This window comes from uncultured Dokdonia sp. (assembly GCF_937910895.1).
GTDB lineage: Bacteria > Bacteroidota > Bacteroidia > Flavobacteriales > Flavobacteriaceae > Dokdonia.
This window is the reverse complement of the sequence record NZ_CALEMI010000010.1, coordinates 1-21,426: the sequence shown is the minus strand read 5'-3', so window position 1 is coordinate 21,426 and position 21,426 is coordinate 1. Positions and strand designations below refer to the sequence as shown.

The window sequence follows — 21,426 nt, the reverse complement described above, 5'->3', positions numbered from 1 at the left end:
TGGCCAAAAAAATTGAGCTTAGCATGATTAAGGATGACGCTAATTACAGCTATCGCTCTTAAACCATCAATATCCGCTCTATAATCAAGATCATAATTATTAGTATTTGAATTTTTATAGAATAGATTGAATTTTACGTTTAGCAATAAAAGCATCAATCACAGAAAAGATATGTTGTTTATCTTCTTCTTCAAATTTAGGCAGGACTGCCACTGTAGCAGCTGATGTGTGCACTCTACCTTGGGTCTCCGTCCTAGGTACGCGCTGTACTCTATGTGCGCCAGATTCAAACTTGAGCTTACCATATACATCTGTTCCAAATACTTCAAACGATATCTTGCTATATCCTCCTGATGTACCTTCGTTGATATGTATAATTTCTGTCTTCCAACCAGGCTGTGAATCAATATACTTAGAATACATACGATATAAATCTCCAGCAAAGATACTCGCCTCATCTCCTCCTGCTCCTGCTCTAATTTCTACCACCACATCCTTTTCGTCTTCTGGATCTTTCGGTATAAGTAATTGTTTGAGCTCTTCCTCAAGTATATCAACGTTTGATTTAAGTTCTGCTAATTCCATCTTGGCCATTTCCTTCATCTCGGGATCTGGATCGGCCATCATTTTATTAGCACTTTCGACACCTTCTAGGGTAACTTTATATTCTCTGATCTTTCCTACTATCTCACGCAAGCCACTGTACTCCTTGTTGGTTTTAGTGAATTGCTTCAAATTAGAGACTGTCTCAGGATCTGAGAGCTTCTCTTCTAGGTAGTGAAATCTACCTTCTATGGCTTCAAGCTTATCTAACATGTCTTAATCTTTAAAGGTCACGAAGTTAAGTAAACTTTTAGGATCTCGGAAAGTGTGATATCTATATGATCATACACCCATTAATAATAAATTATTACTTGATCGTATTCTGTAATTGAACACAATTAATTTATGATTAAGACCTTTTTATAGCCGCCAATCGCCTACAGATCGCAATTTAAGTAAAAAAAGCGCACTTTCGCAAAGACCAATTCAATATCCAATCCTGGTATGATTCTTATATTGCTCTCTGCAATTTAATTTACAATATTTTAGAGGCATCACAATAATCCCTTGCTTTGATCTTCTAATACTGAACACCTGGTCAGGTATTCAGTATTAAACTATAAGTGGTTCTTGCAGTCATTATATCTAAACGATTATCTATACATTAGCTTCCTACGCTATAAAATACATATAGACTTAACTCCTCTGCCATTCACAATTCGAAGATAATTTCTGTTTACTCCGTAAATAGCTTTGGTTCCTGTATAGCGTATAGGCTATTCACAGATAATTGTTCCGGCGAAATAAAAAGGTAGCAAAAGATTAGTCTTATATTTAGACATAGGTTTACAGCTCGCGAAAAGAAGCTTACAAAGCATTTGTTTTAATTGGCTAGAATGCGTTATGAGATGTAAAATATTAGTGTGGTAAAATAAAAGTAATCAAACAACAAAACACAATGAGGATTTATTTAATGTGTTTTATTTTTCGGATTGTTCTTCAACTATAATACTGTTCAAGTTAGGTGATTTTCCTACACCTGCAGATTCCCGTGTTATAAACAAAGTGTGACTCTCTGTTGGAATGTCATACTGTAAAAATTCACTGTTGGGTGGAAACACTCTTATCTTTTTATATACACCAGAAGGTGACTTGGACCATAGAACATATGAGGCTTCATTATTTAGAGTAAGATGAGTAAGGTCTAAATATCCTCTATGTTTTTTTTTATTGCTATAAGCTAATACATAATCTGATAATGCCAACGCTGTACCTGACAATACGGTGATCTTTGTGGTCTCGTCTATCATCATGTTCTTAATAACAGACCTAGCAGTTGCATTCTTATCTATGATCGCCATACGTGAATCTACCAATTGTCTCGTCTCTACAGCTTTAGTTGAGTTGTCTGAAGTTGGTAGAACGTCTGATATACTATAACCTATAGCCAATAGTAGCATAAAACCAACACCTATGAGCCAATAATACTTTGGTGATTTCATAGCTTAAGGGTCTATACTTAATATTTTGATTTCCACACGTTGATTTTTCTTGCGGCCAGATTTTGTTTGGTTATCTGCTATGGGTCTTCGCTTGCCATAGCCCTTGAACTGTAGTTGTCCGCCCTTTACTCCTTTCTTGTTTAGGTATTGAGCGACTTCTTTGGCTCTAACCCTAGAGAGCGAATCACAAAACGTGTGTTTAGGTGTTCCATTAGTATGTCCTCCAACCTCTATTCGAACGTCTTCATTTTCTTGTAAAAACTCTACAACTTCATCTAAGACAACAAAGGACTCTTTAGTAATTTCAGATTTGTTTGCTTCGAAATATAAATTACTAATGTTAATTTTCTTACCTGTAAATAATTTAGATCTATTAAGGTCTTTGAGTATTTTATTCTTGTACGGTGTTTCTTCTGTCGCCACCTCTTTCTTTTTTTGCTTAGATTTTGAGACCCTTCTTAGATGTGGTGGTTTTTCGTCTTTTACTTTAGACTTTTTCTGTGGCGCAACAAATACCTCATCTCCTGGACAAGGTATTTGTCTGATCTCAGAGGCATTATCTAGTAGAATGTGCCCAAAATAAGGATCCAATACAGGCGTCTTATAAAATGCTTCTAATGATATCGCTTTTGTATTAATATTGGGTGTAAATTCAAAAGTGTACGTTACCCAATCTGTATTAATAACTGGTTTTGACTCGGCTAACAATTGATTGCGTGGGCAAAAATTGATGCCTCCCCATATCCGAAGCACAGCAGGCTTAGAAGGGGGCATTGTCTGATTAGGTTGTATGTCATCAAGCGCATAAGTCACATCCTGCATCATACTAAAATATGTTTCAGATCTAGCAAGATCAATACTAAATGTATAACATTTCCCCGGCTCAAGAGGCATACTAAGCTTCTGAGATACAGACTCCCACGACTCGTTTTCTCTTGTCACCATTCCTAGGTACGTCTTTCCATCTTTGGCCGCTTTAGTAACTCCAAATATCGGATCATTAGGATTTTCTGTATGTATATCTGGAGGACTCTCATTGAATTCTCGAGTTCCACAGTCTACCCAACCCTTAATTCCAATAAACTTATTAGTTCCTGCTCTAGGTGTATCTTCAAAGGAAGGATTAGATAGTGTGATAACCACACCTTGGCCTACTACCTGATTATATGAGATAATAAGAAATATCGTAAAGATTGATATTGTAATCCGTTTCATGTATATATCTAAATTACTAACATTTGTTTTGGTCTGTATATAGTCCTGCCAATTCAATTGTTCAAAGGCCATTTGTGGTTGCATTACTACATTTATATAAGATACTTTAACTGGCTTTAAGTTGCAATCTCACCAATAGAAGTAACCAAAACCTCACCTTGAGCCTTCAGTATGCCATTATATTGACAAGCTGAAAAGACTATTAGATTAACCTTAAATACTATTTTACTAAAAGCCAACAAGCTCAATGTCAAAAATTAAAACTGACCGATCTCTCGTTCTGCTATTTTCTTCTCCGTAAGCTAAATGTGGAGGTATGAGTAAATGACCGCTGCCTCCTTCACCAAACTTAGGTATCCCTATCGTCCATCCTTCAATGACTCCCTGAAGATTGAAACTTATATTATTCCCACTATCAAACTCTACATCATCAGTATAATATCCCTTATAATTAACCGTAACATTAGAAGTTGAGGTTGGCTTCTCTGAGCTGCCTGGCTCGTCTATGACGTAGTACATACCATCAACTGTAGAAACTCCTACCCAACCCTTAGAATCCATATAATTATTCATGGCTTTGTCGTATCCTATTTCAGAATCATATAGATCGTTGCCTCCACAAGAAGACGCTAATCCTACAATAAGGAATAATAATAATAGTTCTATTGCTTTCATCTCTAAAAAATCTAATTGTTAAAATTATGCCTTAAATAAATAAACAAACGTCAATAGGCTTAAATAAACTACTTTGGAAAATATCTAGAAATCCGAAATCTTAGGACATTCTATTCGACCAAAATACTTCATAATACTGATTCCTAAAAATGTATAAGAATCATTGTCTTTGCTATTGCCTCTTTGATTACCCTCTTGTCCGAGATCTATCACAGATCTATCAGATAAGGATGCTGCTGTAACCCCTCTAATTGCTGACAACTCTGATTGACTCGGATATGTGCCACTAACGTCATCTAAATAGTCCGTAAACAATATGCGGTAGGAGTATTCTATGTTGAGACTGAGGTCATATGTAATATCCCACTTATATCCCGCTCCGACCACTGCACCTGCACTTATACCCAAATACTCTGACCCAACGGCCTGTCCTTCTGTACCAAAATCTTTTAGACCATACTTGGCACCTTCTAGCTCTGCGGTAGGGTTAAACCTAAATACATTTGCGCCAGCTAATAAATATGGTGTGAAATTGTCTATTGTACTCCCATGCACATAGTTAAAAAAGTTAAACTCTATAGCACTGGAGAGGTCATATATATTAGATTTAAAACTGAGATTTCTAGCTTTTTCAAAATTGTTAGGTGAGTCTACATCCGATGCACCTACCGTACCAAAGTTAAGAGAATTCTTAAGAGATATCCTTGTATTGAAGTTCCATCGAGCATTCAGCCCTCCAGCAATACCTGGCTGTGTTACACTGAGTCTATTATTAAGGTCACCAAAATAAAAACTAGTGCCCAGCCAACCCCCTATCTCCCAGCCCTTCTGGGCATTTATACTAGAAAAAAAGACAATAATTAGTACTAATGATAATAATAGTCTCATTAAAAAAAGTTCGTATGCAAAATAAGGTGCAAAAGTAAGAATATCTATGGGTATATATTAAAGCAGCCGCTTCTTGCTTGAATGCACCATTTCTATGTCTTGCAAAGCAGCTAAATTTCGATTCTTTGCGATTTCAAAAAGAAAACGTACCGCCCTATTCGTTTGGTATCGAAACCCATTAAACTTTGATAATTGCTTCACCTTGAACCATAAAAACAGATGTTTTATGACTATATTTTATATATTTTTTGTCTATAAATGAAGCCTTCGCCTCTTACAGATACAATGTACATCCCATTTAACAGGTTTGAGATGTCTATAGCGTTATTTGCCACGATTCCTGATGCCATTTTCATCCCATTAATTGATATTACATCATATACCATGTGTTGGTTCAGTTTAGTATCTATTTTTATTATATCTATTGTTGGGTTGGGAGAAAAAGATATTTCACCCTCCGTTAAGACTTTGATGTTTGATAGATCCATCTCTTTGAATGTCATAGAGCCAATCACCCCAGTATCACCAGAAGTCCCACCGTTTCCGTTGGCTGCAATTCCTGCAGCGAATACAGTTACGTCTCCTGTCCCTGCTTCTGGCGATGTCCATAAAGCAGAAAACTCATCCAAATTACTAGGACCATTGTGTTCTAGATAAGTACGTCCATTAAGCGTTAGTGATTTTGCATTACTACTCACGTCCGATAATGATCCAGCTCCACTATTATCAGCGTCTGTAACGACTGTCATCTGAAAACCATATCTTGTAGGGCTTCCTGCCGTGGCTTCAACTGCTATAAACATTGAATATGTTTCTCCGGGCCTATACTCTGTAACTTCTTCTCCGTCTTTGACTAAAACTATTTGGAGGTCTACAGCAAATGGTCCTGCAGATCCGTGACAATTACTACTGGCACACGTAAGTCCGTCTCCAGGAGCGCCTGCCGCACCTTGTCCACTGACAGTACCTCTACCTGCACTATTTGATAATAGAGCTGCGCCTGCCGCAACTAGCATAAATGAGTATATGTATTTTTTCATCCCTTTAAATTTTATAGGCAATTAAATGATATCTCTTAGTGACCAACTTTCTGTTTTGTGAAACGAATTTAAAACAAAAAAGGCTAGAAGTGTATCTAGCCTTATAATTATATTTTATTCCTCAATCTCACTTTTCTGCCATTTAATTTACTTTCTTAGATTTCCAATTTCGCTATTTCTTTTAGAGTTTTTTGCAGATTGAATCATAGATGCTTGTCCTCTTCTCTCTCTATTTGACATTCTCTTCTCGTATCTCTTCAATATAAATTGTTTAAACTCTCGCTCCGCTCTGATCAACTTAAGTCTTTTCTTAGCAGACAATACTCTCTCGAGCTTGTTCATAAATTCAATTTCTAAATTTGTTTGTGTTCTCTTGGCTTCCATTGCCTGTGACAACATTTTTCTAGATTCCTCATCTGTCATATCAAATATATTAACCGTTTCAACCTTTCGCTCCGTCCAAATCTCTTTTTTCATACTCTGATAGTCGTTATACAACGGCCAAAATGCCTGTGCCTCTTCTACACTTAGGTCTAGGTCTGTGGTAATAAAAGCTATCCTTTGTTGTTCTATTTTTTCTATTCGCTCCGCTCTTTTTCCCTCTCTCTGGGCAGACAGATTTATAGTAAACATCAGTGTCGCTGTTAATAATATATATCTCATGGTATTAAATATTTAATGGTATTAAAAAAATTCTTCTAAGAGCTCATCATCTACATCGAACAGCAAGTCCTCTGAAGATTCGTCTATAAAATATTGTCCTTCCTCGCTTGCAAAGATTTCGTCTAATGTTTCATCGTCAATAAATTCTAAATCAAATATGTCTTCCACCGATAACTCTTGAACAACATAATTATAGTCTTCATTATCTTCAATCATTGAATCATTAAGTATTGTTGAATCCTCTAATAAACTAGGCCACATCATAGTCCCTACTGATATGAGTATTGCCGCTGCAATACTGTATTTGAAGTATGATTTAATCGACACTGCTTTAACCTTCTCTTCGCGCTTGATCTTATTCATCACCTGGTTAGGAAGCGACTGAAAATATGGTTCAAGTTTTTCTGTTTCTTGCATATGTCTCATTACACTTACATATAGATTATCAAAGTAATCTACAGGAACCTTATATCCCTCACTATGTCTCCAATCAAAGAGCTTCGGAGTTAAATCTTTTATTTCCTCTCTAGGATTCATTAGTAATTATGTTTTCTATTTTTTTTGCGGCCAAGTGGTAAGATGCCTTCAGCGCACCTACTGACGTACTCAACACCTCGGACATATCTTTATAAGGCATCTCATCGTAGTATCTTAAATTAAATACTATTTTCTGTTTCTCCGGAAGTGTATCTATTGCTGAAGCTAGCATAACTTGAGCCTGGTTGCCATCGAAATAATTATCCGATTTAATGGTGTATATATTAGAGTTTTCGTCGTCTAATGAAACAGATTTATTTCGTTCTATTTTTCTAAAGTGATTGAGCGACTCATTAATAGCTATACGATATAACCAAGTGTATAGCTTAGCGTCAAATCTATATTTGTCTAAATTGCGATAGACCTTTACGAATGTATTTTGAAGTACATCATCAGTATCTTCATGAGTCTTAACCATGCGTCTAATGTGCCAATATAGCCGCTCTTGATACTTTGACATCAATTGACGAAAGCCTTTCTCTCGAGTACTTTTATTCATGCATTGTTGCACTATATGGTTGTCGCTATGTTGTACTTTATCCAAAAATTGATTTATTGTGATTCACTCAAAATACAATCTATTATTAACCGAAAGCAATAGTAACTTTATTGTTGCTTTGACTAATAAATAGAAGGAAGGTTTAACCGGGAGTATCTTTTTTGATATACACCCTTGTTTTGATTGCCCTTATATGGTGCGTTAAGAGGTTCACCATTATTCAACAGCCCATTACTCATGTCGGTATGATCACCCCTTGGAATAAAGACACTTTTGTCTACAAGCGCCTTTTGCTAAAACGAAGTATATTTAAAGAACTTTAAGTCCATGTTGAAGGTAAGGCTGTTTATTTAGAATTAAGGCCTTTGAAGAATGTCACTTTATGAATTGAACTCTTCATATTTGCATCAAAATATCTAAAACAAACTAAGTATCATAAATAATCTACGCATGTTACGTTGGATAAGTCAGACTATACTGAATGTATTGGGTTGGAAAATATTAGGGGAACCGTCTAACGAACTCAACAAAAAGCTATATATAGTAGTGCCGCATACATCTAGTATGGACTTTTTTATCGGTATGTTAGTAAAATCAGCAAAGAACATAAAAGTCACTTTTTTGGGTAAAAAGGCTCTCTTCTTTCCACCACTCGGTTGGTTTCTAACATATGTAGGCATAGTACCCGTCAAGAAAAACAGCAATCAAATTAATGAAATCATAAATTTATTTAAGTCCAAAGATATAATGTCATATGGCCTTGCCCCAGAGGGGACCAGATCTAAAGTAGATAATTTAAGATCTGGATTTTACCATATAGCCCATGGCGCGGGGGTGCCTCTGATAATGATCACATTTGATTTTGGAAATAAGATTGTTACTTTCAGAGAACCTTACCACGTATCTGACGATAAGGAAAAGGATATGGCTTATATAGAAGACTACTATAAAGGTGTAGTGGGGTGTCGTAAGAAAAGAAGTTTTCGTACTTAAATTGTTTCCACACTATCACCAACCATAGCTATCACTTGCTCATAATACTTAACGTATTGAGGTAAGATATATTCGATATCAAATTTTTGTGCATGCTCTAATGCGTTCTTCCGAAACTGTTTGTGGCGATCTTCGTCTTCTAAAATGTATAACACTTTTTCGGCCATAGCCTCTACGTCCCCTACATCACAAAGGAAACCTGTTTTGCCGTCTATATTTACTTCTGGTAACCCTCCTATGTTCGTCGAAACTACAGGAACCTCACAGGCCATAGCTTCTAGTGCGGCTAAACCGAAACTTTCATTCTGCGATGGTATTATGAATACATCTGCAATCGCCAATAACTCTTCTACTGCATCTTGTTTGCCAAGGAATCTTACATCATCACAAACGCCTAGTTCTCTACATAGGGCCTCGCAAACATTTCTCTCAGGGCCATCACCTACAAGTAACAACTTGGCCGGAATTTGCTTATGTACTGTGTTAAATACCTTTATAACATCTTCTACTCTTTTCACCTTACGAAAATTCGATACATGAATGAGTACTTTCTCTCCATCAGGCGCTAATGCCATGCGAAAATGATCTTTATCAACTTTGCGGAATCTTTCGAAATCAATAAAGTTATATATCACTTCTATCGGGTCATCTATATTAAACATCTTCTCTGTTTCATCTTTCAGCATCTTAGATACTGCCGTGGTTCCATCAGAATTGTTAATACTAAACTCTACGACAGGAGCAAAAGTCTTATCGGCACCTACCAAAGTAATATCCGTACCGTGTAACGTAGTCACTACAGGTATGATAATTCCGTGCGACTTTAGTATCTGCCTTGCCATATATGCCACTGCCGCATGAGGAATAGCATAGTGGACATGTAAAATGTCCAGCTTTTCATATTTGATCACATCTACCATCTTACTCGCTAACGATGTCTCATAAGGTGCATATTCGAATAACGGATAATCTGCTCCTGACACTTCATGAAAATATACATTTTAATGAAAATGAATGAGTCTAGCTGGGCGCTTATAAGTGATGAAGTGAATCTGGTGGCCCTTTTTGGCCAATGCCAACCCTAGTTCTGTAGCTATGACACCACTCCCTCCATATGTGGGATAACACACAATTCCTATTCGCATCTATCGATAATTTTTATTTTGTGAGTCCTAAGACATATATTATCAAAGGTCATATTTATTCATTTTTATAATCGCTTACAATGTTAATGGCATTTACCTATATTTTGATCACGAAAAGAGACTGTTTTTTTTCAAACGACAAATACGGCCAATTTGCCACAATACGTATACACTAAAAGTTGCGCCTACCTTACTATTGGTATATAATATATAGATAAGTTGCTTATATTTGTTCTAGCAAAATATCTGGCTATTGGGTCATCGAATCTACGCTAAATATCAGGCTTAAATAAATTCATGTCTAACCATATATTAACTTTTACAATTATAGAGAATGTCTAAATTATCTAAAGAAAAAGAACAAAAGCTCAAAGCGTTAGGATTGGCGGTGGATAAGCTAGAGAAAACATACGGTAAAGGCACTGTGATGAAACTTGGGGACAAACAAGCTGTAAATGTAGAAACAATCTCTACTGGATCTCTTGGTTTAGATATAGCCCTAGGAATCGGTGGGCTCCCTAAGGGAAGGGTTGTCGAAATTTATGGACCTGAATCGTCTGGTAAGACGACATTAGCAATACATGCTATAGCAGAATGTCAGAAAGCTGGTGGAATAGCAGCCATCATAGATGCTGAGCATGCGTTTGATAGATTTTATGCTGAAAGCTTGGGTGTAGACACTGAAAACCTACTCATTTCGCAGCCAGATAACGGTGAGCAAGGACTTGAGATTGCAGAGAATCTTATTAGGTCCGGAGCTGTCGATATCTTAGTAATAGATTCTGTGGCAGCACTAACACCTAGAGCGGAAATAGAAGGTGAGATGGGAGACTCTAAGATGGGATTACACGCTAGATTAATGTCACAGGCACTTAGAAAGCTTACTGGTAGTATAGGTCGTACTGGATGTTGTTGTGTGTTCATCAACCAACTGAGAGAAAAAATAGGCGTGATGTTTGGTAACCCAGAGACAACGACTGGAGGTAATGCCTTGAAGTTTTACGCATCTGTTAGACTCGACATCCGTAAGTCTGGCTCGGCAATCAAAGACAAAGAGGGCAACGTGGTAGGTAACCCAATAAAGGTAAAAGTTGTGAAAAATAAACTTGCTCCTCCATTTAGAATTGCTACATTCGACATTATGTTTGGAGAGGGTGTCTCTAAGACAGGAGAGATCATTGATCTGGGTGTAGAAAATGAAATCATTCAGAAAGCCGGATCTTGGTTTAGCTACAATGACACAAAAGTGGCACAAGGTAGAGAAGGTGCAAAGAGGTTTATGATAGATAATCCTGAGGTAGCAGAAGAAATTATGACTAAAATCAAAGCAGTATACGCACCTGAGTTGGTTGATGATTTTCCTGAGGAAGAAAGGTTGACACCAAGTTAATAGTTGGAATCTAAGGTAAACACAATACGAAATATTATAGAAGGGGCTATCCCAATAGTTTCCGATTTTATAAGAGCGACTTACCTTAGGTAAGTCGCTCTTTTTAATAAAAGAGCGCCTCAAGCTGAGTTACTTGAGTTGTGTATAAAACAAGACAGTATATCAACCCTCTGTGTCGATCAAGAAATTTTCTAATTGATCCAGAATTAGACACACGCCAAATCGCGTATAAACAGTTAATTTAATGATAATATTTTTTGGGTTACATTGTCAAATCTTGTTTTAACTAGCATCTAATTAATTTTTTATTACACAATTATAAACAAATCCTAAAACACAGAAAGAAAATAGCCAACACATGTGCGTTCCTCAAAATGGTTTTTAACATAAAAAATACTAAATCTTAAAAATAAAAGAACATGAACACAAAAGAAGAAATTGTAAATGATTGGTTAGCGAGATATACTGGTGTAGAACTTGAAAATTTAGGAAAGTATATTCTACTTGTCAACTTCAACAACTACGTGAAGCGATTCGCAAAGATGACAGGTGTAAAGGTGGATGGTAAAAACCATAATATGATTTCTGCCACCTATAAGAACATTACTATTATTAATTTTGGAATGGGCAGCCCCAATGCAGCACTTATTATGGATCTTTTATCTGCTATCAAGCCAAAAGCCGTGCTTTTCTTGGGTAAGTGTGGTGGCCTAAAAAAGCAAAACAAAGTGGGTGATCTGATTCTACCAATCGCTGGTATTAGAGGAGATGGTACGAGCAATGACTATTTTCCGCCAGAGGTGCCTGCCCTGCCGGCGTTCGCATTACAGAAAGCAATATCTACAACAGTTAGAGATTTTGAAAGAGATTATTGGACAGGAACGGTATATACAACTAACCGCCGAGTGTGGGAGTTCGATGAAGAATTTAAAAGTTATCTTAGTAAGACCAAGGCAATGGGAATAGATATGGAGACTGCCACGCTTTTCTCTGTAGGGTTCTATAATAAAATACCGACTGGTGCGCTGCTACTCGTGTCAGATATGCCTATGGTACCTGAAGGGGTAAAGACTAGTAAAAGCGACAAAACAGTTACTATACATTGGGTCGATGACCACCTCAATATTGGTATCGAATCCTTAAGACAGCTAATCAACAATTCTGCAACAGTAAGGCACCTAAAGTTTTAATGAGTGGGTTAAAACAATTAAAAAACGTGCATGACGTTAAGATAAATAATCAACTCAACGAAGCAAAATATAATCTTTGTTTGACTATCACTGCAGAAAGAATACTCAAAAATATAGATCATAAAATATACATCTTCAAGCACGATATACATTCTCAAGTTAAAAAACGAAAGAGACAGAAAGTGGACAACGTCTATATAAAAATGGCATTTGTTCACTTTTTAAAAAAGTACTTGATAATCACGAACAACAATTGGAAACAGAAACTGCTCTAAAAAATAGAATTGCAAGTAAAACACAACCTTTAGTAGACGGCATCTTAGACAAATAGCAAGTGAAGGATATTAATAAAAATATCAAACAAAGTATATATTGGAATTACGTTTCTTCGGTAGTCATTCATACTATTACTTTAGTAGCATCTGCAATATTGCTCAAGCTACTTTCACCTAATGACTTTGGTGTTCTTGCTATTCTTTTTTTAGTACTTGGATTAGGTTCAATATTTATCGGACAGGGATATCTTTCTGCCATTATTAGAGAAAAAATCATAGATAATACAATCCTCAATACTATCTTTTGGATTAATCTCGGCTTTGGTTTTGCTGTAGTTCTATTATCTTACTTATTAGGGGATTGGCTGGGTGAATATTTTAAAATCTATAGTTTTAAAAACTACCTTTCTTGTTTTTCTTTTGCATATTTATTACAAGCAGCCAATGTGGTTCCTCTGGCAATGTTGGAGCGCAAACTAGATTTTAAACAACACTCTATTATACATATCTATGCTACAATCGTAGCAGCTATTATTGCGATATTTTTAGCTCTTTATCAATATGGTGTCTATAGCTTAATCTGGCGTGGATTAAGTGCTGGTTTCGTTGTCACTATTCTCGTATGGTATAAAAGTGAATGGAAACCTTCGTTTGTTTTTAGATACAGTTCATTGAAAGGCATGCACCGATTTAGCCGAGGCGTTTTAGGCACTCAGATACTAAGGTACGGTGCCAACCAATTAGATAATTTAATGGTTGCAAAACTATTAGGTACTTCTGATCTTGGTATCTATAATAGAGCCAAAACTTTTGTCCTAAAACCTGCAAGAGAAATCAATGCTAAAACAAGATCTGTAGCCTATTCCGCCCTAAGCAAATTGGATGATCCTGAAGAATATAGAACTACACTTTTTAAATTTACGCTTCTACTTGCGATGGTAATCGTTCCTCTGTTACTTATAGTATTGATCTCCTCCGACACCTTAATATATACATACCTCTCCTCAGAGTGGTATCCTATGATAAGCATACTCAAGCTGCTAGCAATATCGTCTATTGTCATATCTACTAGTATGCCGAGTCAGATTATGTTATCCAAAGGTGCATCCTATACTTTATTCAAAAGCGAAATGATTACTAACGTGATCAAGGTCGGCGTATTGCTTTTTGCATTTAGGTTTGCGGATTTATTGAGTATTGTTATTTTATTTTTACTAGGGCAAGTGCTATCTAATTTATTACAAAACATAGTGGCTTACCGCTCAGTGGAAGGATATAAATTGATGATTTGGAAATATCATATCCTCCCTATAATCATGGCTTTCATAGTATATGGCTTAGCCGTTGTTATAGATAACTACATATCCTACAGCCTAATTTCTATGGTTTGTAAGTTGGTTGTTTGTCTTTCTATTTATGGCTTTTATGCTTGGAAGACCTATCCAGAAATTCTCAAGAGGATAAGAAAATAACGCTAGCCTTTTTTAAAATTTGTTTTAGATTATATGCTATCGGTTTACCTAAACAATAATTTAACTATGAAGGGAAGAGGCCTTATGTTTGTCCTTCATTATTCCAAACAAAAACGACGAGATGGGTATTTCAAGAGAATTAAATAAGAGAAGTGGAGCAAAATGTGAACTATGCGGAAACGAAGAAAGTCTCTCGACCTATACTGTCTCTCCAAAATCTGGAGAAAAACTAGAAGAACAACTCGCTATTTGCAATACTTGCCTCACTCAGATGGAGGGGGATAATCTTGACAAAAATCATTGGAGATGTCTTAATGTTAGTATGTGGAATAACGAACCTGCGATACAGGTAGTATCATATCGTATGTTACACAGACTCAATGATGAATCTTGGGCACAAGACGCTATCAACATGATATGTATGGAGCCTGATACTATGGAATGGGCACAAAAAGATATAGAAAACGAATTAGAAAAAATCATCCATAAAGACAGTAACGGTAACATACTCGAAAATGGAGATACAATAACTCTCATACAAGACCTAAATGTAAAAGGTGCAGGATTTACTGCTAAACGTGGGGCCGCTATGCGCCGTATCAGATTGGTACATGATAATCCAGAACATATTGAAGGAAAAATAGATGGTCAACATATAGTCTTGTTGACGAAATATGTGAAAAAACAACCGAAGGATTCTTAGTCCTAAACAAAATCATTTCTGTTTTATCTAATCTTCTCAATACTAACAATTGCCGACTTATTAATTGGGCCGTAAACATGAGGAAATATTTCTCCTATAGATTCCGCTAGTTCTTCTTTAAGCGTAGATGTAGCATCTAGCAAATCTGTATCTATTGTCAACTTCAACAGGTCGTTTACACCGCTATAATATCTGTCCAATACTCCTGCGATTTGTGTTGCTCTAGAGGCATGTATAAATCCTTCTTGGTCTAGTGATGTATGGATATAATTAGGCAGTTCCACTTGCTCCTCCCAAGAAGAAACTGTTACGATATGGTAGATGATATTCATTATAAATATCTATGCTTTGAGTTTTTCTATTAGTTGCGCTAAGCTAAAGTTTACTTGGTCTCCAGTAACCATTTCTTTAACGGCAATCACTCCTGCTTCTACTTCGTCGCTTCCAATAATAGCTACATATGGAGCAGCAGTACCGTTGGCATACTTCATTTGCTTTTTCATTTTAGTGTTCTCTGGATATATATCTGCAGATATACCTGCGGCCCTAAGAGCACTTACTTGTCTACAGGCATACCTGTGACTCTCAGTATCAAACGAAACAAAGAAGATGTCGATACTCTTTGTCACTGATTCTGGAAAAAGATTACACTCTTCCATGACATCATATATACGCTCCGCTCCAAAAGAAACACCTACACCAGACATATCCTTGAGACCAAACATGCTCGTTAGATCGGCATACCTTCCTCCACCAGAGAGACTTCCCATCTTAAGATCTGGATAAGTCGCAGTATCCGCTACTACTTCGATAATACACCCTGTATAGTAACTCAGTCCGCGAGCTAACGTAAAGTCAAATTCAATTTTATTCTTGAGCGTATAGTCGGACATATAATCCATCACTTCTTTCATCTCAGACACACCTAACATACCTGTTTCGCTATCAGATAATTTAGTGGCTATTAGGTTTATATCGTGCAATTGTATTAGGTCAAGTATTGTAGACGCTGCATTGTCATCCATTCCAAGGTTAGTGAGTTCTATTGCTACTTTATCCCTGCCTATTTTATCAAGTTTATCTATCGCAACAGTTACACCAATAAAATTATCTGACTGTCCGGTGACCTCCGCAATCCCTTGTAATATTTTTCGATTGTTTAGTTTGATGATGACATCTAAATCTAATCTGGCATATACCGTATCTAATACCTGTAATAGCTCCGCCTCATACATCAATGAGTCTGATCCTACCACATCCGCGTCGCACTGATAAAACTCTTGATACCTACCCTTTTGAGGTCTATCCGCACGCCATACGGGCTGTATCGCATATCTCTTAAATGGAAACTGAATATCATTTTGGTGCATAGAAACGTACCTCGCTAATGGTACGGTAAGATCATATCGCAGTCCGCGCCTCGAAATTGAAGACAACATTGCATTACTATCCTTTTTGGCAAGAGCCGCTGGATTTGCCTTAGCTAAATAATCTCCATTATTGAGTATCTTAAATAGTAGCTTGTCTCCTTCATCTCCGTACTTGCCAGTAAGCGTCTGCAGCAGTTCTATCGCAGGTGTCTCTATTGGCAAATAGCCATACGTCTTGAATACTTCCTTGATATGATCAAAAATATAATTACGCTTAATTACTTCTGATGGTAGGAAGTCCCTAGTTCCTTTTGCGATTGCAGGTTTGCTCATGTCCTTTATTAAGTACTATACTACAGATTCGAATTGCTTCAAGAATCGAATATCATTTTCAAATAATAATCTAATATCTCCGATATTATACAGGAGCATAGCCTGTCTTTCAATACCCATACCAAATGCAAATCCGGAATACTTCTCCGGATCTATGCCACAGCTAATCAATACATTGGGGTCTACCATACCACAACCTAGAATTTCAAGATATCCCGTACCTTTGGTGATCTTGTGGTCTGTCTCAGACTCTAACCCCCAATATACATCCATCTCTGCGCTTGGCTCAGTAAATGGAAAGTAACTAGGTCTCAGTCTTATCTCTTTATCAGCACCGTACATCTCTCGTGTAAAATACAGTAATGTCTGCTTCATGTCTGCGAAAGAAACTTTCTCGTCTATATATAGACCTTCTACTTGGTGAAACTGGCAGTGTGATCTTGCAGAAATAGTTTCATTACGATATACACGGCCTGGTGCTATGATACGAATAGGTGGCTTATTAGAAGTCATCATCCTTGACTGCACTGATGATGTATGTGTTCTTAGCAGTCTAGTTACTGAATCTTTGAGATAAAACGTATCCTGCATGTCACGTGCAGGATGATCCTCTGGTGTATTCATAGCCGTAAAATTGTGCCAGTCATCTTCTATTTCTCTCTCCTCGGCTACTACAAATCCTATTCGTTCAAATATATCGATGATCTTTCCCATCGTAGTAGCTATTGGATGGCGCGCACCTCCAAATCCACTATATGCTGGTGCGGTAAGATCTATATCTGATGCCGCCTCATTTTGTGACTGATTCTTAAGAAGAGTTTGTATCGTATTAAACCTCCCTTCCGCTGCTTGCTTTAATTCATTTACTTTTTGACCAAACTCTTTCTTTTGCTCATTAGGCACATTTCGTATTTCTCCAAATATAGGCTTGATCGCGTTTTTTGAGCCTAAATATTGGATTCTAAATGCCTCTAATTGTTCCGCATTATCTAAAGAATAAGACTGAATCTCAGCCATCATCACGTCTATTTTATTGAATACATTATCACTCATACCTTTGCTTCTGTTTTATTTGCTGATTACAGCTTCTTTTTTTTGTTCAATCAAAGCATATATCCATGTAAAACAAATCAAACTCAGATATAATCAAAGATTACAACAAAGGTAAGGAAATACTTATAGCATCGCAGAAAAATGGCTCTGTAGAAGTTACCCACAAAGCCATTGCCTTTTATTCTTATACTACTGTTTTTCCAATTTAGAAACACATGTTTCTGGATCTTCTTCATCAACAGTAATAGTAGCATCAAATTCTAGCATTCCGTTATCAAGTATTTTGCCCGTTCCTATCACTTTGATACTTATCTCAAATGTTGGCACAAAAAAATCTTGTTCAGGTATATAAAAGTTGTTTTCATTAATAATATTGGCGTTGATCCCGAATAGTTCATCTGCAATAGTAAGTGTTACTATAGTGGCTCCTGGCTGTATTATTAATTCAAAGTTATCTCCTTCGCAATCAATACCTGACCACGTACCTACAAATCTATCTTTAATTATTAATTCACAATTATCTCCATAGTACCCTTCTTCACAGTCACATGTACCATCTATACAAGTACCGTTGTCACCACAATCAATTGCAAAACAAGGATCGAAAATTTCACAATTTACACCAAAATAACCGTCTTCACAATCACATGTTCCATCCAAACATTCACCATTTAAACCACAGTCAATTACTGCACAAGGATCAAAAGGGTCATCTCCACATGATGATAACATTATGGTAACAAAACATAAATAGATTAATTTTTTAAGCATCATTTAATTTTTTAGTAGGGTTAGGCTTCATTGTTCAAAGGCAAAAGATATCACAATGTCCTGAATTTATTAAACCTATAATTTACCAAAATCAATATTCTACCAAACCTTCTCAGCCGTGCCTTCAGTTACCCATTTAGACCACTTCTTATTGTAAGTATGTACCTTGTTGGTTGGTCTCCCATTTTTATCTTCTAACTGTTGCCCAGCATTGACCCACTCGAATATAGATCCGAAAAGGTTATATGTATTAAAATATCCTAATTTCTTTAGCTTCTCCCCTATCTTTTCGCTACGAAATCCGATAGAACAGTATACCACGATACGATTATCCTTGTCAATATCAGAAAGAACGGAATCATCAAAGTCATCGAATCCAACATATCTAGCACCTGGTATATGGCTCACTTCATACTCCTTGGTTTCTCTAGCGTCCAACAAAATCACATCGTCCTTAATTTGTATTAAGTTTTTAACTGTTATAGCTGGTACTGAGTAATTGAGATACGAGTCTACCTCTTTTTCAAACTCCAGATTGATTGTACGATTAAAATCTGTCTGAGCGGTTGCTGTGCTTAAGCCAATAAACACAATAGATAATAATGTGAATGTTTTTTGTGTCATGATTAACTATTTCTAAAATGATATATAGAATAGACCGAAACAAAGTTCCTGTTTTCTGCAGAGATATCAAAGTCTCAGATTGCACAAAAAAATTAACTTTACACTATGGGTATGTTTAAGGATCAGATCAATCAAGAAAGACTTCCAAAACACGTAGCTGTGATAATGGACGGAAATGGTAGGTGGGCCAGGAAAATAGGAAAGGCGCGCATTTTTGGCCACAGAAACGGCGTGAAAGCGGTAAGAGAAACAGCCGAGGCCGCTGCAGAATTAGGCATTGAGCACTTAACACTATATGCTTTCTCTACAGAAAATTGGAATAGACCAAAATTAGAAGTAAGTGCATTAATGATGCTTCTGGTAGATACACTCAAAAAAGAAATAAGTACGCTCAATAAGAATAATATCAAACTCCACGCTATTGGTGATCTCACCAAACTACCCAAGAAAACCTACAAAGCACTCATGGATGGTATGGAAAGCACCAAAAACAATACACGAATGACACTACATCTAGCTCTTAATTATAGCTCTAGGTGGGAAATAATTGAGGCTACCAAAAAAATAGCCGTCCTCGCTAAAGAAGAAAAAATAGATCCTAATAATGTAGATGAAACAGAGTTTGATAAACATCTCGCTACCGCTGGAATCCCTGATCCTGAACTACTCATACGCACCAGCGGAGAACGTAGATTAAGTAACTACTTGCTATATCAGTTAGCATATACCGAACTATACTTCACTGATAACTATTGGCCAGAATTTCGCAAAGTCGATTTCTATAAGGCTTTGATCGACTTTCAAATGAGAGAAAGAAGGTTCGGTATGACTAGTGACCAGATAGGTTAGTGTCAAAACCTCTTATCGGTAGCTGTGTTCGATTATTTTAAACTCAGTTTACTTAAAAATTTTATCTCTATCAACCTACTTTATCTCTTTCAAAGCAGTGTGCACACTAAGAGCACCGCCATTCGCTACGGTCCAAACAGGCCTTATAATTCCGTTTACTGCTGAGATATCATTGTAATCACCAAAGAAAACGTTTGTGTTCGGTGTAAATGGCTTTTCGCTGATCTTCTGGTTAATAAATGTCTGTCCACCATCTTTTGAATATGCTAGATATACATCTGTCTGAGCATCATCATATGCACGACGATCGTAGAAGACTATGTAAATATATCCAGTACTAGGGTCTACATCCATCCAACTAAAAAACTGATGTTTACCTGGAGCATCGTCATTTACTCTTATCGGATCAGACCACGACTCACCATTATCTGTAGATTTTGCTAGCCATATATCTGTATCCTCTACGCCATTTCTCTGATCTGCCCAATTGATATACATAGTTCCTTTATGGCTACCGTTACTGCTGTCTGAATCTATGATGGGCATGCCGTTACATCTTCCTATAGCAGGCACATCAAATGTCCAGCCTCCTGGTTGTGTAGCGATCACCTTATCTACGCCCCATGTCTTACCACCATCAGAAGATTTATCTAGGTATATCTTACTATCAAATGACCAACTTACATATATAGATCCATCTGCTGTCTTTATAGGAAGCGCGCCCTCGGTAGTAAGGTCGCCGTCTATACAGTCCCCTTCCAGATCACTAATGGCTACTGCCGGCGACCATGTCTCCGCTCCATCGTCGCTGATGGAAAATAAAATTCGAGACCTGTCTTTAGTGTCCTTACTTGCATACTTGTCGAATTCTGTCCAACTCATCAATACTTCATTAGTGCCATCTGGAATATACAACCACTGCTTATCGTGATCTTTAATGGAGTCACATTCGGGGTAGGTGCCATTATTCCACGTCTTGCCGAGATCTGTTGATTTCTGTACGACTATCTTATTAAGAAACTCTTCATCTTGATACGCCCTTCCTGTCGGGTTGGCTAAATGGGCATAATAAATATTATTATTACTATCCATTCTAATCACGGGGTCTCCATAAACTCCATGTGTTGATTTTAATCTTGATATGTTCCATGTTTTTCCGCCGTCCTGAGAGAAATAGAATTTGTCCAAAATAGAACCCGCTACGACAATATCAGTATTAATTGGCGATATACAAATAGACGGTTCACAGGGCCCTACTTGAAATAAAGAACTGTCTATTTTTATCGTCTCAATAATATTGGCGCTTTCTGATTCTACTATCGGTTTTCGGTGACACCCTATTGCAATAAACACACAAATGGCAAATGTTATTAATATACTTAATTGGCCTACTCTTTTCATGTAATCATGTTTGGTTTCAAAGCTAAAAAGTATTTGCTGAAATACGAACATGAAAGCACCGATAGAAAAACGACTGAAAACAAAAGTGGGTTTGATTATACCAACACAGAAGGGTAAATTTCTTTAGAGCACACAACTTAAATAGGGGCTCACTTAAGATGTGTTTTGGCTCTTTTAGTTCTAAAAAGTATCCCGCGTAGTTTAATGCTCAGAAAAGGAATACCCATAATTGTTACACACGCTTATGTAGAACCATAATAGGGACTGTGACTTTGTAACTGTCTCTTCATCTTAA

21 protein-coding genes and 1 pseudogene are annotated in these 21,426 nt (G+C 36.8%); 6 read left to right on the top strand and 16 right to left on the bottom strand.

From position 1 onward, the window contains the following. Positions 1-114 precede the first annotated feature (114 nt). The 9 genes from Q0505_RS00710 to Q0505_RS00670 all read right to left on the bottom strand — a co-directional run bounded on the left by Q0505_RS00710 (position 115) and on the right by Q0505_RS00670 (position 7,607). Positions 115-816: a PCRF domain-containing protein gene (locus Q0505_RS00710; RefSeq protein ID WP_299207664.1), complete on the bottom strand. Its 702-nt coding sequence runs from the start codon at positions 814-816 to the stop codon at positions 115-117. 707 nt (positions 817-1,523) lie between these two features. Next, positions 1,524-2,045 carry a hypothetical protein gene (locus Q0505_RS00705; protein ID WP_299207661.1) on the bottom strand — a complete coding sequence of 174 codons (522 nt, stop codon included), beginning with the start codon at positions 2,043-2,045 and terminating at the stop codon, positions 1,524-1,526. A gap of 3 nt (positions 2,046-2,048) precedes the next feature. Continuing rightward, positions 2,049-3,344, bottom strand: a complete 1,296-nt coding sequence (locus Q0505_RS00700) for an OmpA family protein (protein ID WP_299207659.1) — start codon at positions 3,342-3,344, stop codon at positions 2,049-2,051. A 144-nt stretch (positions 3,345-3,488) separates the two neighbouring features. Continuing rightward, entirely contained in the window at positions 3,489-3,935 is a 447-nt protein-coding gene (locus Q0505_RS00695) for an FKBP-type peptidyl-prolyl cis-trans isomerase (RefSeq protein WP_299207657.1), read from the bottom strand. A gap of 84 nt (positions 3,936-4,019) precedes the next feature. Continuing rightward, positions 4,020-4,823 (bottom strand): DUF6089 family protein, encoded by an 804-nt coding sequence (locus tag Q0505_RS00690; protein WP_299207655.1) that lies wholly within the window; start codon positions 4,821-4,823, stop codon positions 4,020-4,022. 230 nt (positions 4,824-5,053) lie between these two features. Next, positions 5,054-5,863, bottom strand: coding sequence for a choice-of-anchor V domain-containing protein (locus Q0505_RS00685; RefSeq protein WP_299207652.1), 810 nt, complete (start codon positions 5,861-5,863; stop codon positions 5,054-5,056). Positions 5,864-6,010: 147 nt separating this feature from the next. Continuing rightward, on the bottom strand, positions 6,011-6,526 hold the full coding sequence (locus Q0505_RS00680) for a hypothetical protein (RefSeq protein WP_299207649.1): 516 nt from the start codon (positions 6,524-6,526) through the stop codon (positions 6,011-6,013). Between the two features lie 21 nt (positions 6,527-6,547). Then, on the bottom strand, positions 6,548-7,063 hold the full coding sequence (locus tag Q0505_RS00675) for a hypothetical protein (protein WP_299207646.1): 516 nt from the start codon (positions 7,061-7,063) through the stop codon (positions 6,548-6,550). Further along, on the bottom strand, positions 7,053-7,607 hold the full coding sequence (locus Q0505_RS00670) for an RNA polymerase sigma factor (RefSeq protein WP_299207643.1): 555 nt from the start codon (positions 7,605-7,607) through the stop codon (positions 7,053-7,055). The genes Q0505_RS00675 and Q0505_RS00670 overlap by 11 nt, the downstream gene beginning before the upstream one ends. Positions 7,608-8,012: 405 nt before the next feature. Between Q0505_RS00670 and Q0505_RS00665 the strand changes: the two genes are divergently transcribed. Beyond that, the gene (locus Q0505_RS00665) at positions 8,013-8,555 is read left to right on the top strand and encodes a 1-acyl-sn-glycerol-3-phosphate acyltransferase (protein ID WP_299207640.1); all 543 of its coding nucleotides are present in this window, start codon (positions 8,013-8,015) and stop codon (positions 8,553-8,555) included. Here Q0505_RS00665 and bshA read toward each other — a convergent pair. Next, positions 8,552-9,700, bottom strand: a pseudogene (bshA, locus tag Q0505_RS00660) (N-acetyl-alpha-D-glucosaminyl L-malate synthase BshA). The gene Q0505_RS00665 and the pseudogene bshA sit on opposite strands and share 4 nt — an antisense overlap. 334 nt (positions 9,701-10,034) lie before the next feature. On the opposite strand from bshA, the gene recA reads away from it, so the two are divergent. The 4 genes from recA to Q0505_RS00640 all read left to right on the top strand — a co-directional run bounded on the left by recA (position 10,035) and on the right by Q0505_RS00640 (position 14,730). After that, positions 10,035-11,090 (top strand): recombinase RecA, encoded by a 1,056-nt coding sequence (gene recA, locus Q0505_RS00655; protein WP_299207638.1) that lies wholly within the window; start codon positions 10,035-10,037, stop codon positions 11,088-11,090. 419 nt (positions 11,091-11,509) lie between these two features. Next, complete coding sequence (locus Q0505_RS00650; protein WP_299207635.1) at positions 11,510-12,280, top strand: AMP nucleosidase; 771 nt, start codon at positions 11,510-11,512, stop codon at positions 12,278-12,280. Positions 12,281-12,614: 334 nt separating this feature from the next. Further along, complete coding sequence (locus Q0505_RS00645) at positions 12,615-14,027, top strand: oligosaccharide flippase family protein (protein WP_299207632.1); 1,413 nt, start codon at positions 12,615-12,617, stop codon at positions 14,025-14,027. A 121-nt stretch (positions 14,028-14,148) separates the two neighbouring features. After that, entirely contained in the window at positions 14,149-14,730 is a 582-nt protein-coding gene (locus Q0505_RS00640; protein WP_299207629.1) for an alkylphosphonate utilization protein, read from the top strand. 23 nt (positions 14,731-14,753) lie between these two features. Here Q0505_RS00640 and Q0505_RS00635 read toward each other — a convergent pair whose 3' ends face one another. From Q0505_RS00635 to Q0505_RS00615, 5 genes are all read right to left on the bottom strand, one after another. Next, the gene (locus Q0505_RS00635) at positions 14,754-15,062 is read right to left on the bottom strand and encodes a DUF952 domain-containing protein (protein ID WP_299207626.1); all 309 of its coding nucleotides are present in this window, start codon (positions 15,060-15,062) and stop codon (positions 14,754-14,756) included. 9 nt (positions 15,063-15,071) lie between these two features. Continuing rightward, entirely contained in the window at positions 15,072-16,433 is a 1,362-nt protein-coding gene (gene hisS / locus Q0505_RS00630) for a histidine--tRNA ligase (RefSeq protein ID WP_299207623.1), read from the bottom strand. Positions 16,434-16,448: 15 nt separating this feature from the next. Further along, a complete protein-coding gene (gene pheS / locus Q0505_RS00625) occupies positions 16,449-17,486 on the bottom strand; it encodes a phenylalanine--tRNA ligase subunit alpha (protein ID WP_299207621.1) in 1,038 nt (345 codons plus the stop codon). Positions 17,487-17,675: 189 nt separating this feature from the next. Continuing rightward, on the bottom strand, positions 17,676-18,257 hold the full coding sequence (locus tag Q0505_RS00620) for a hypothetical protein (RefSeq protein ID WP_299207618.1): 582 nt from the start codon (positions 18,255-18,257) through the stop codon (positions 17,676-17,678). 99 nt (positions 18,258-18,356) lie between these two features. Then, the gene (locus Q0505_RS00615) at positions 18,357-18,881 is read right to left on the bottom strand and encodes a rhodanese-like domain-containing protein (RefSeq protein ID WP_299207615.1); all 525 of its coding nucleotides are present in this window, start codon (positions 18,879-18,881) and stop codon (positions 18,357-18,359) included. Positions 18,882-18,986: 105 nt separating this feature from the next. Between Q0505_RS00615 and Q0505_RS00610 the strand changes: the two genes are divergently transcribed. Continuing rightward, positions 18,987-19,730, top strand: a complete 744-nt coding sequence (locus tag Q0505_RS00610) for an isoprenyl transferase (protein ID WP_299207612.1) — start codon at positions 18,987-18,989, stop codon at positions 19,728-19,730. 75 nt (positions 19,731-19,805) lie between these two features. On the opposite strand, the gene Q0505_RS00605 is transcribed toward Q0505_RS00610, so the two are convergent. Continuing rightward, the gene (locus tag Q0505_RS00605; RefSeq protein WP_299207609.1) at positions 19,806-21,131 is read right to left on the bottom strand and encodes a sialidase family protein; all 1,326 of its coding nucleotides are present in this window, start codon (positions 21,129-21,131) and stop codon (positions 19,806-19,808) included. Positions 21,132-21,426: the final 295 nt, after the last annotated feature.

Excerpts from the sequence above, each read along its gene's own strand:
- Q0505_RS00605 (WP_299207609.1), bottom strand. The coding sequence starts at position 21,131 with ATGAAAAGAGTAGGCCAATTAAGTATATTAATAACATTTGCCATTTGT.
- Q0505_RS00695 (WP_299207657.1), bottom strand. The coding sequence starts at position 3,935 with ATGAAAGCAATAGAACTATTATTATTATTCCTTATTGTAGGATTAGCG.
- Q0505_RS00710 (WP_299207664.1), bottom strand. The coding sequence starts at position 816 with ATGTTAGATAAGCTTGAAGCCATAGAAGGTAGATTTCACTACCTAGAA.
- Q0505_RS00635 (WP_299207626.1), bottom strand. The coding sequence starts at position 15,062 with ATGAATATCATCTACCATATCGTAACAGTTTCTTCTTGGGAGGAGCAA.
- pheS (WP_299207621.1), bottom strand. The coding sequence starts at position 17,486 with ATGAGTGATAATGTATTCAATAAAATAGACGTGATGATGGCTGAGATT.
- Q0505_RS00620 (WP_299207618.1), bottom strand. The coding sequence starts at position 18,257 with ATGCTTAAAAAATTAATCTATTTATGTTTTGTTACCATAATGTTATCA.
- hisS (WP_299207623.1), bottom strand. The coding sequence starts at position 16,433 with ATGAGCAAACCTGCAATCGCAAAAGGAACTAGGGACTTCCTACCATCA.
- Q0505_RS00640 (WP_299207629.1), top strand. The coding sequence starts at position 14,149 with ATGGGTATTTCAAGAGAATTAAATAAGAGAAGTGGAGCAAAATGTGAA.
- Q0505_RS00610 (WP_299207612.1), top strand. The coding sequence starts at position 18,987 with ATGGGTATGTTTAAGGATCAGATCAATCAAGAAAGACTTCCAAAACAC.
- recA (WP_299207638.1), top strand. The coding sequence starts at position 10,035 with ATGTCTAAATTATCTAAAGAAAAAGAACAAAAGCTCAAAGCGTTAGGA.
- Q0505_RS00705 (WP_299207661.1), bottom strand. The coding sequence starts at position 2,045 with ATGAAATCACCAAAGTATTATTGGCTCATAGGTGTTGGTTTTATGCTA.
- Q0505_RS00615 (WP_299207615.1), bottom strand. The coding sequence starts at position 18,881 with ATGACACAAAAAACATTCACATTATTATCTATTGTGTTTATTGGCTTA.
- Q0505_RS00665 (WP_299207640.1), top strand. The coding sequence starts at position 8,013 with ATGTTACGTTGGATAAGTCAGACTATACTGAATGTATTGGGTTGGAAA.
- Q0505_RS00680 (WP_299207649.1), bottom strand. The coding sequence starts at position 6,526 with ATGAGATATATATTATTAACAGCGACACTGATGTTTACTATAAATCTG.
- Q0505_RS00650 (WP_299207635.1), top strand. The coding sequence starts at position 11,510 with ATGAACACAAAAGAAGAAATTGTAAATGATTGGTTAGCGAGATATACT.
- Q0505_RS00685 (WP_299207652.1), bottom strand. The coding sequence starts at position 5,863 with ATGAAAAAATACATATACTCATTTATGCTAGTTGCGGCAGGCGCAGCT.
- Q0505_RS00700 (WP_299207659.1), bottom strand. The coding sequence starts at position 3,344 with ATGCAACCACAAATGGCCTTTGAACAATTGAATTGGCAGGACTATATA.
- Q0505_RS00690 (WP_299207655.1), bottom strand. The coding sequence starts at position 4,823 with ATGAGACTATTATTATCATTAGTACTAATTATTGTCTTTTTTTCTAGT.
- Q0505_RS00675 (WP_299207646.1), bottom strand. The coding sequence starts at position 7,063 with ATGAATCCTAGAGAGGAAATAAAAGATTTAACTCCGAAGCTCTTTGAT.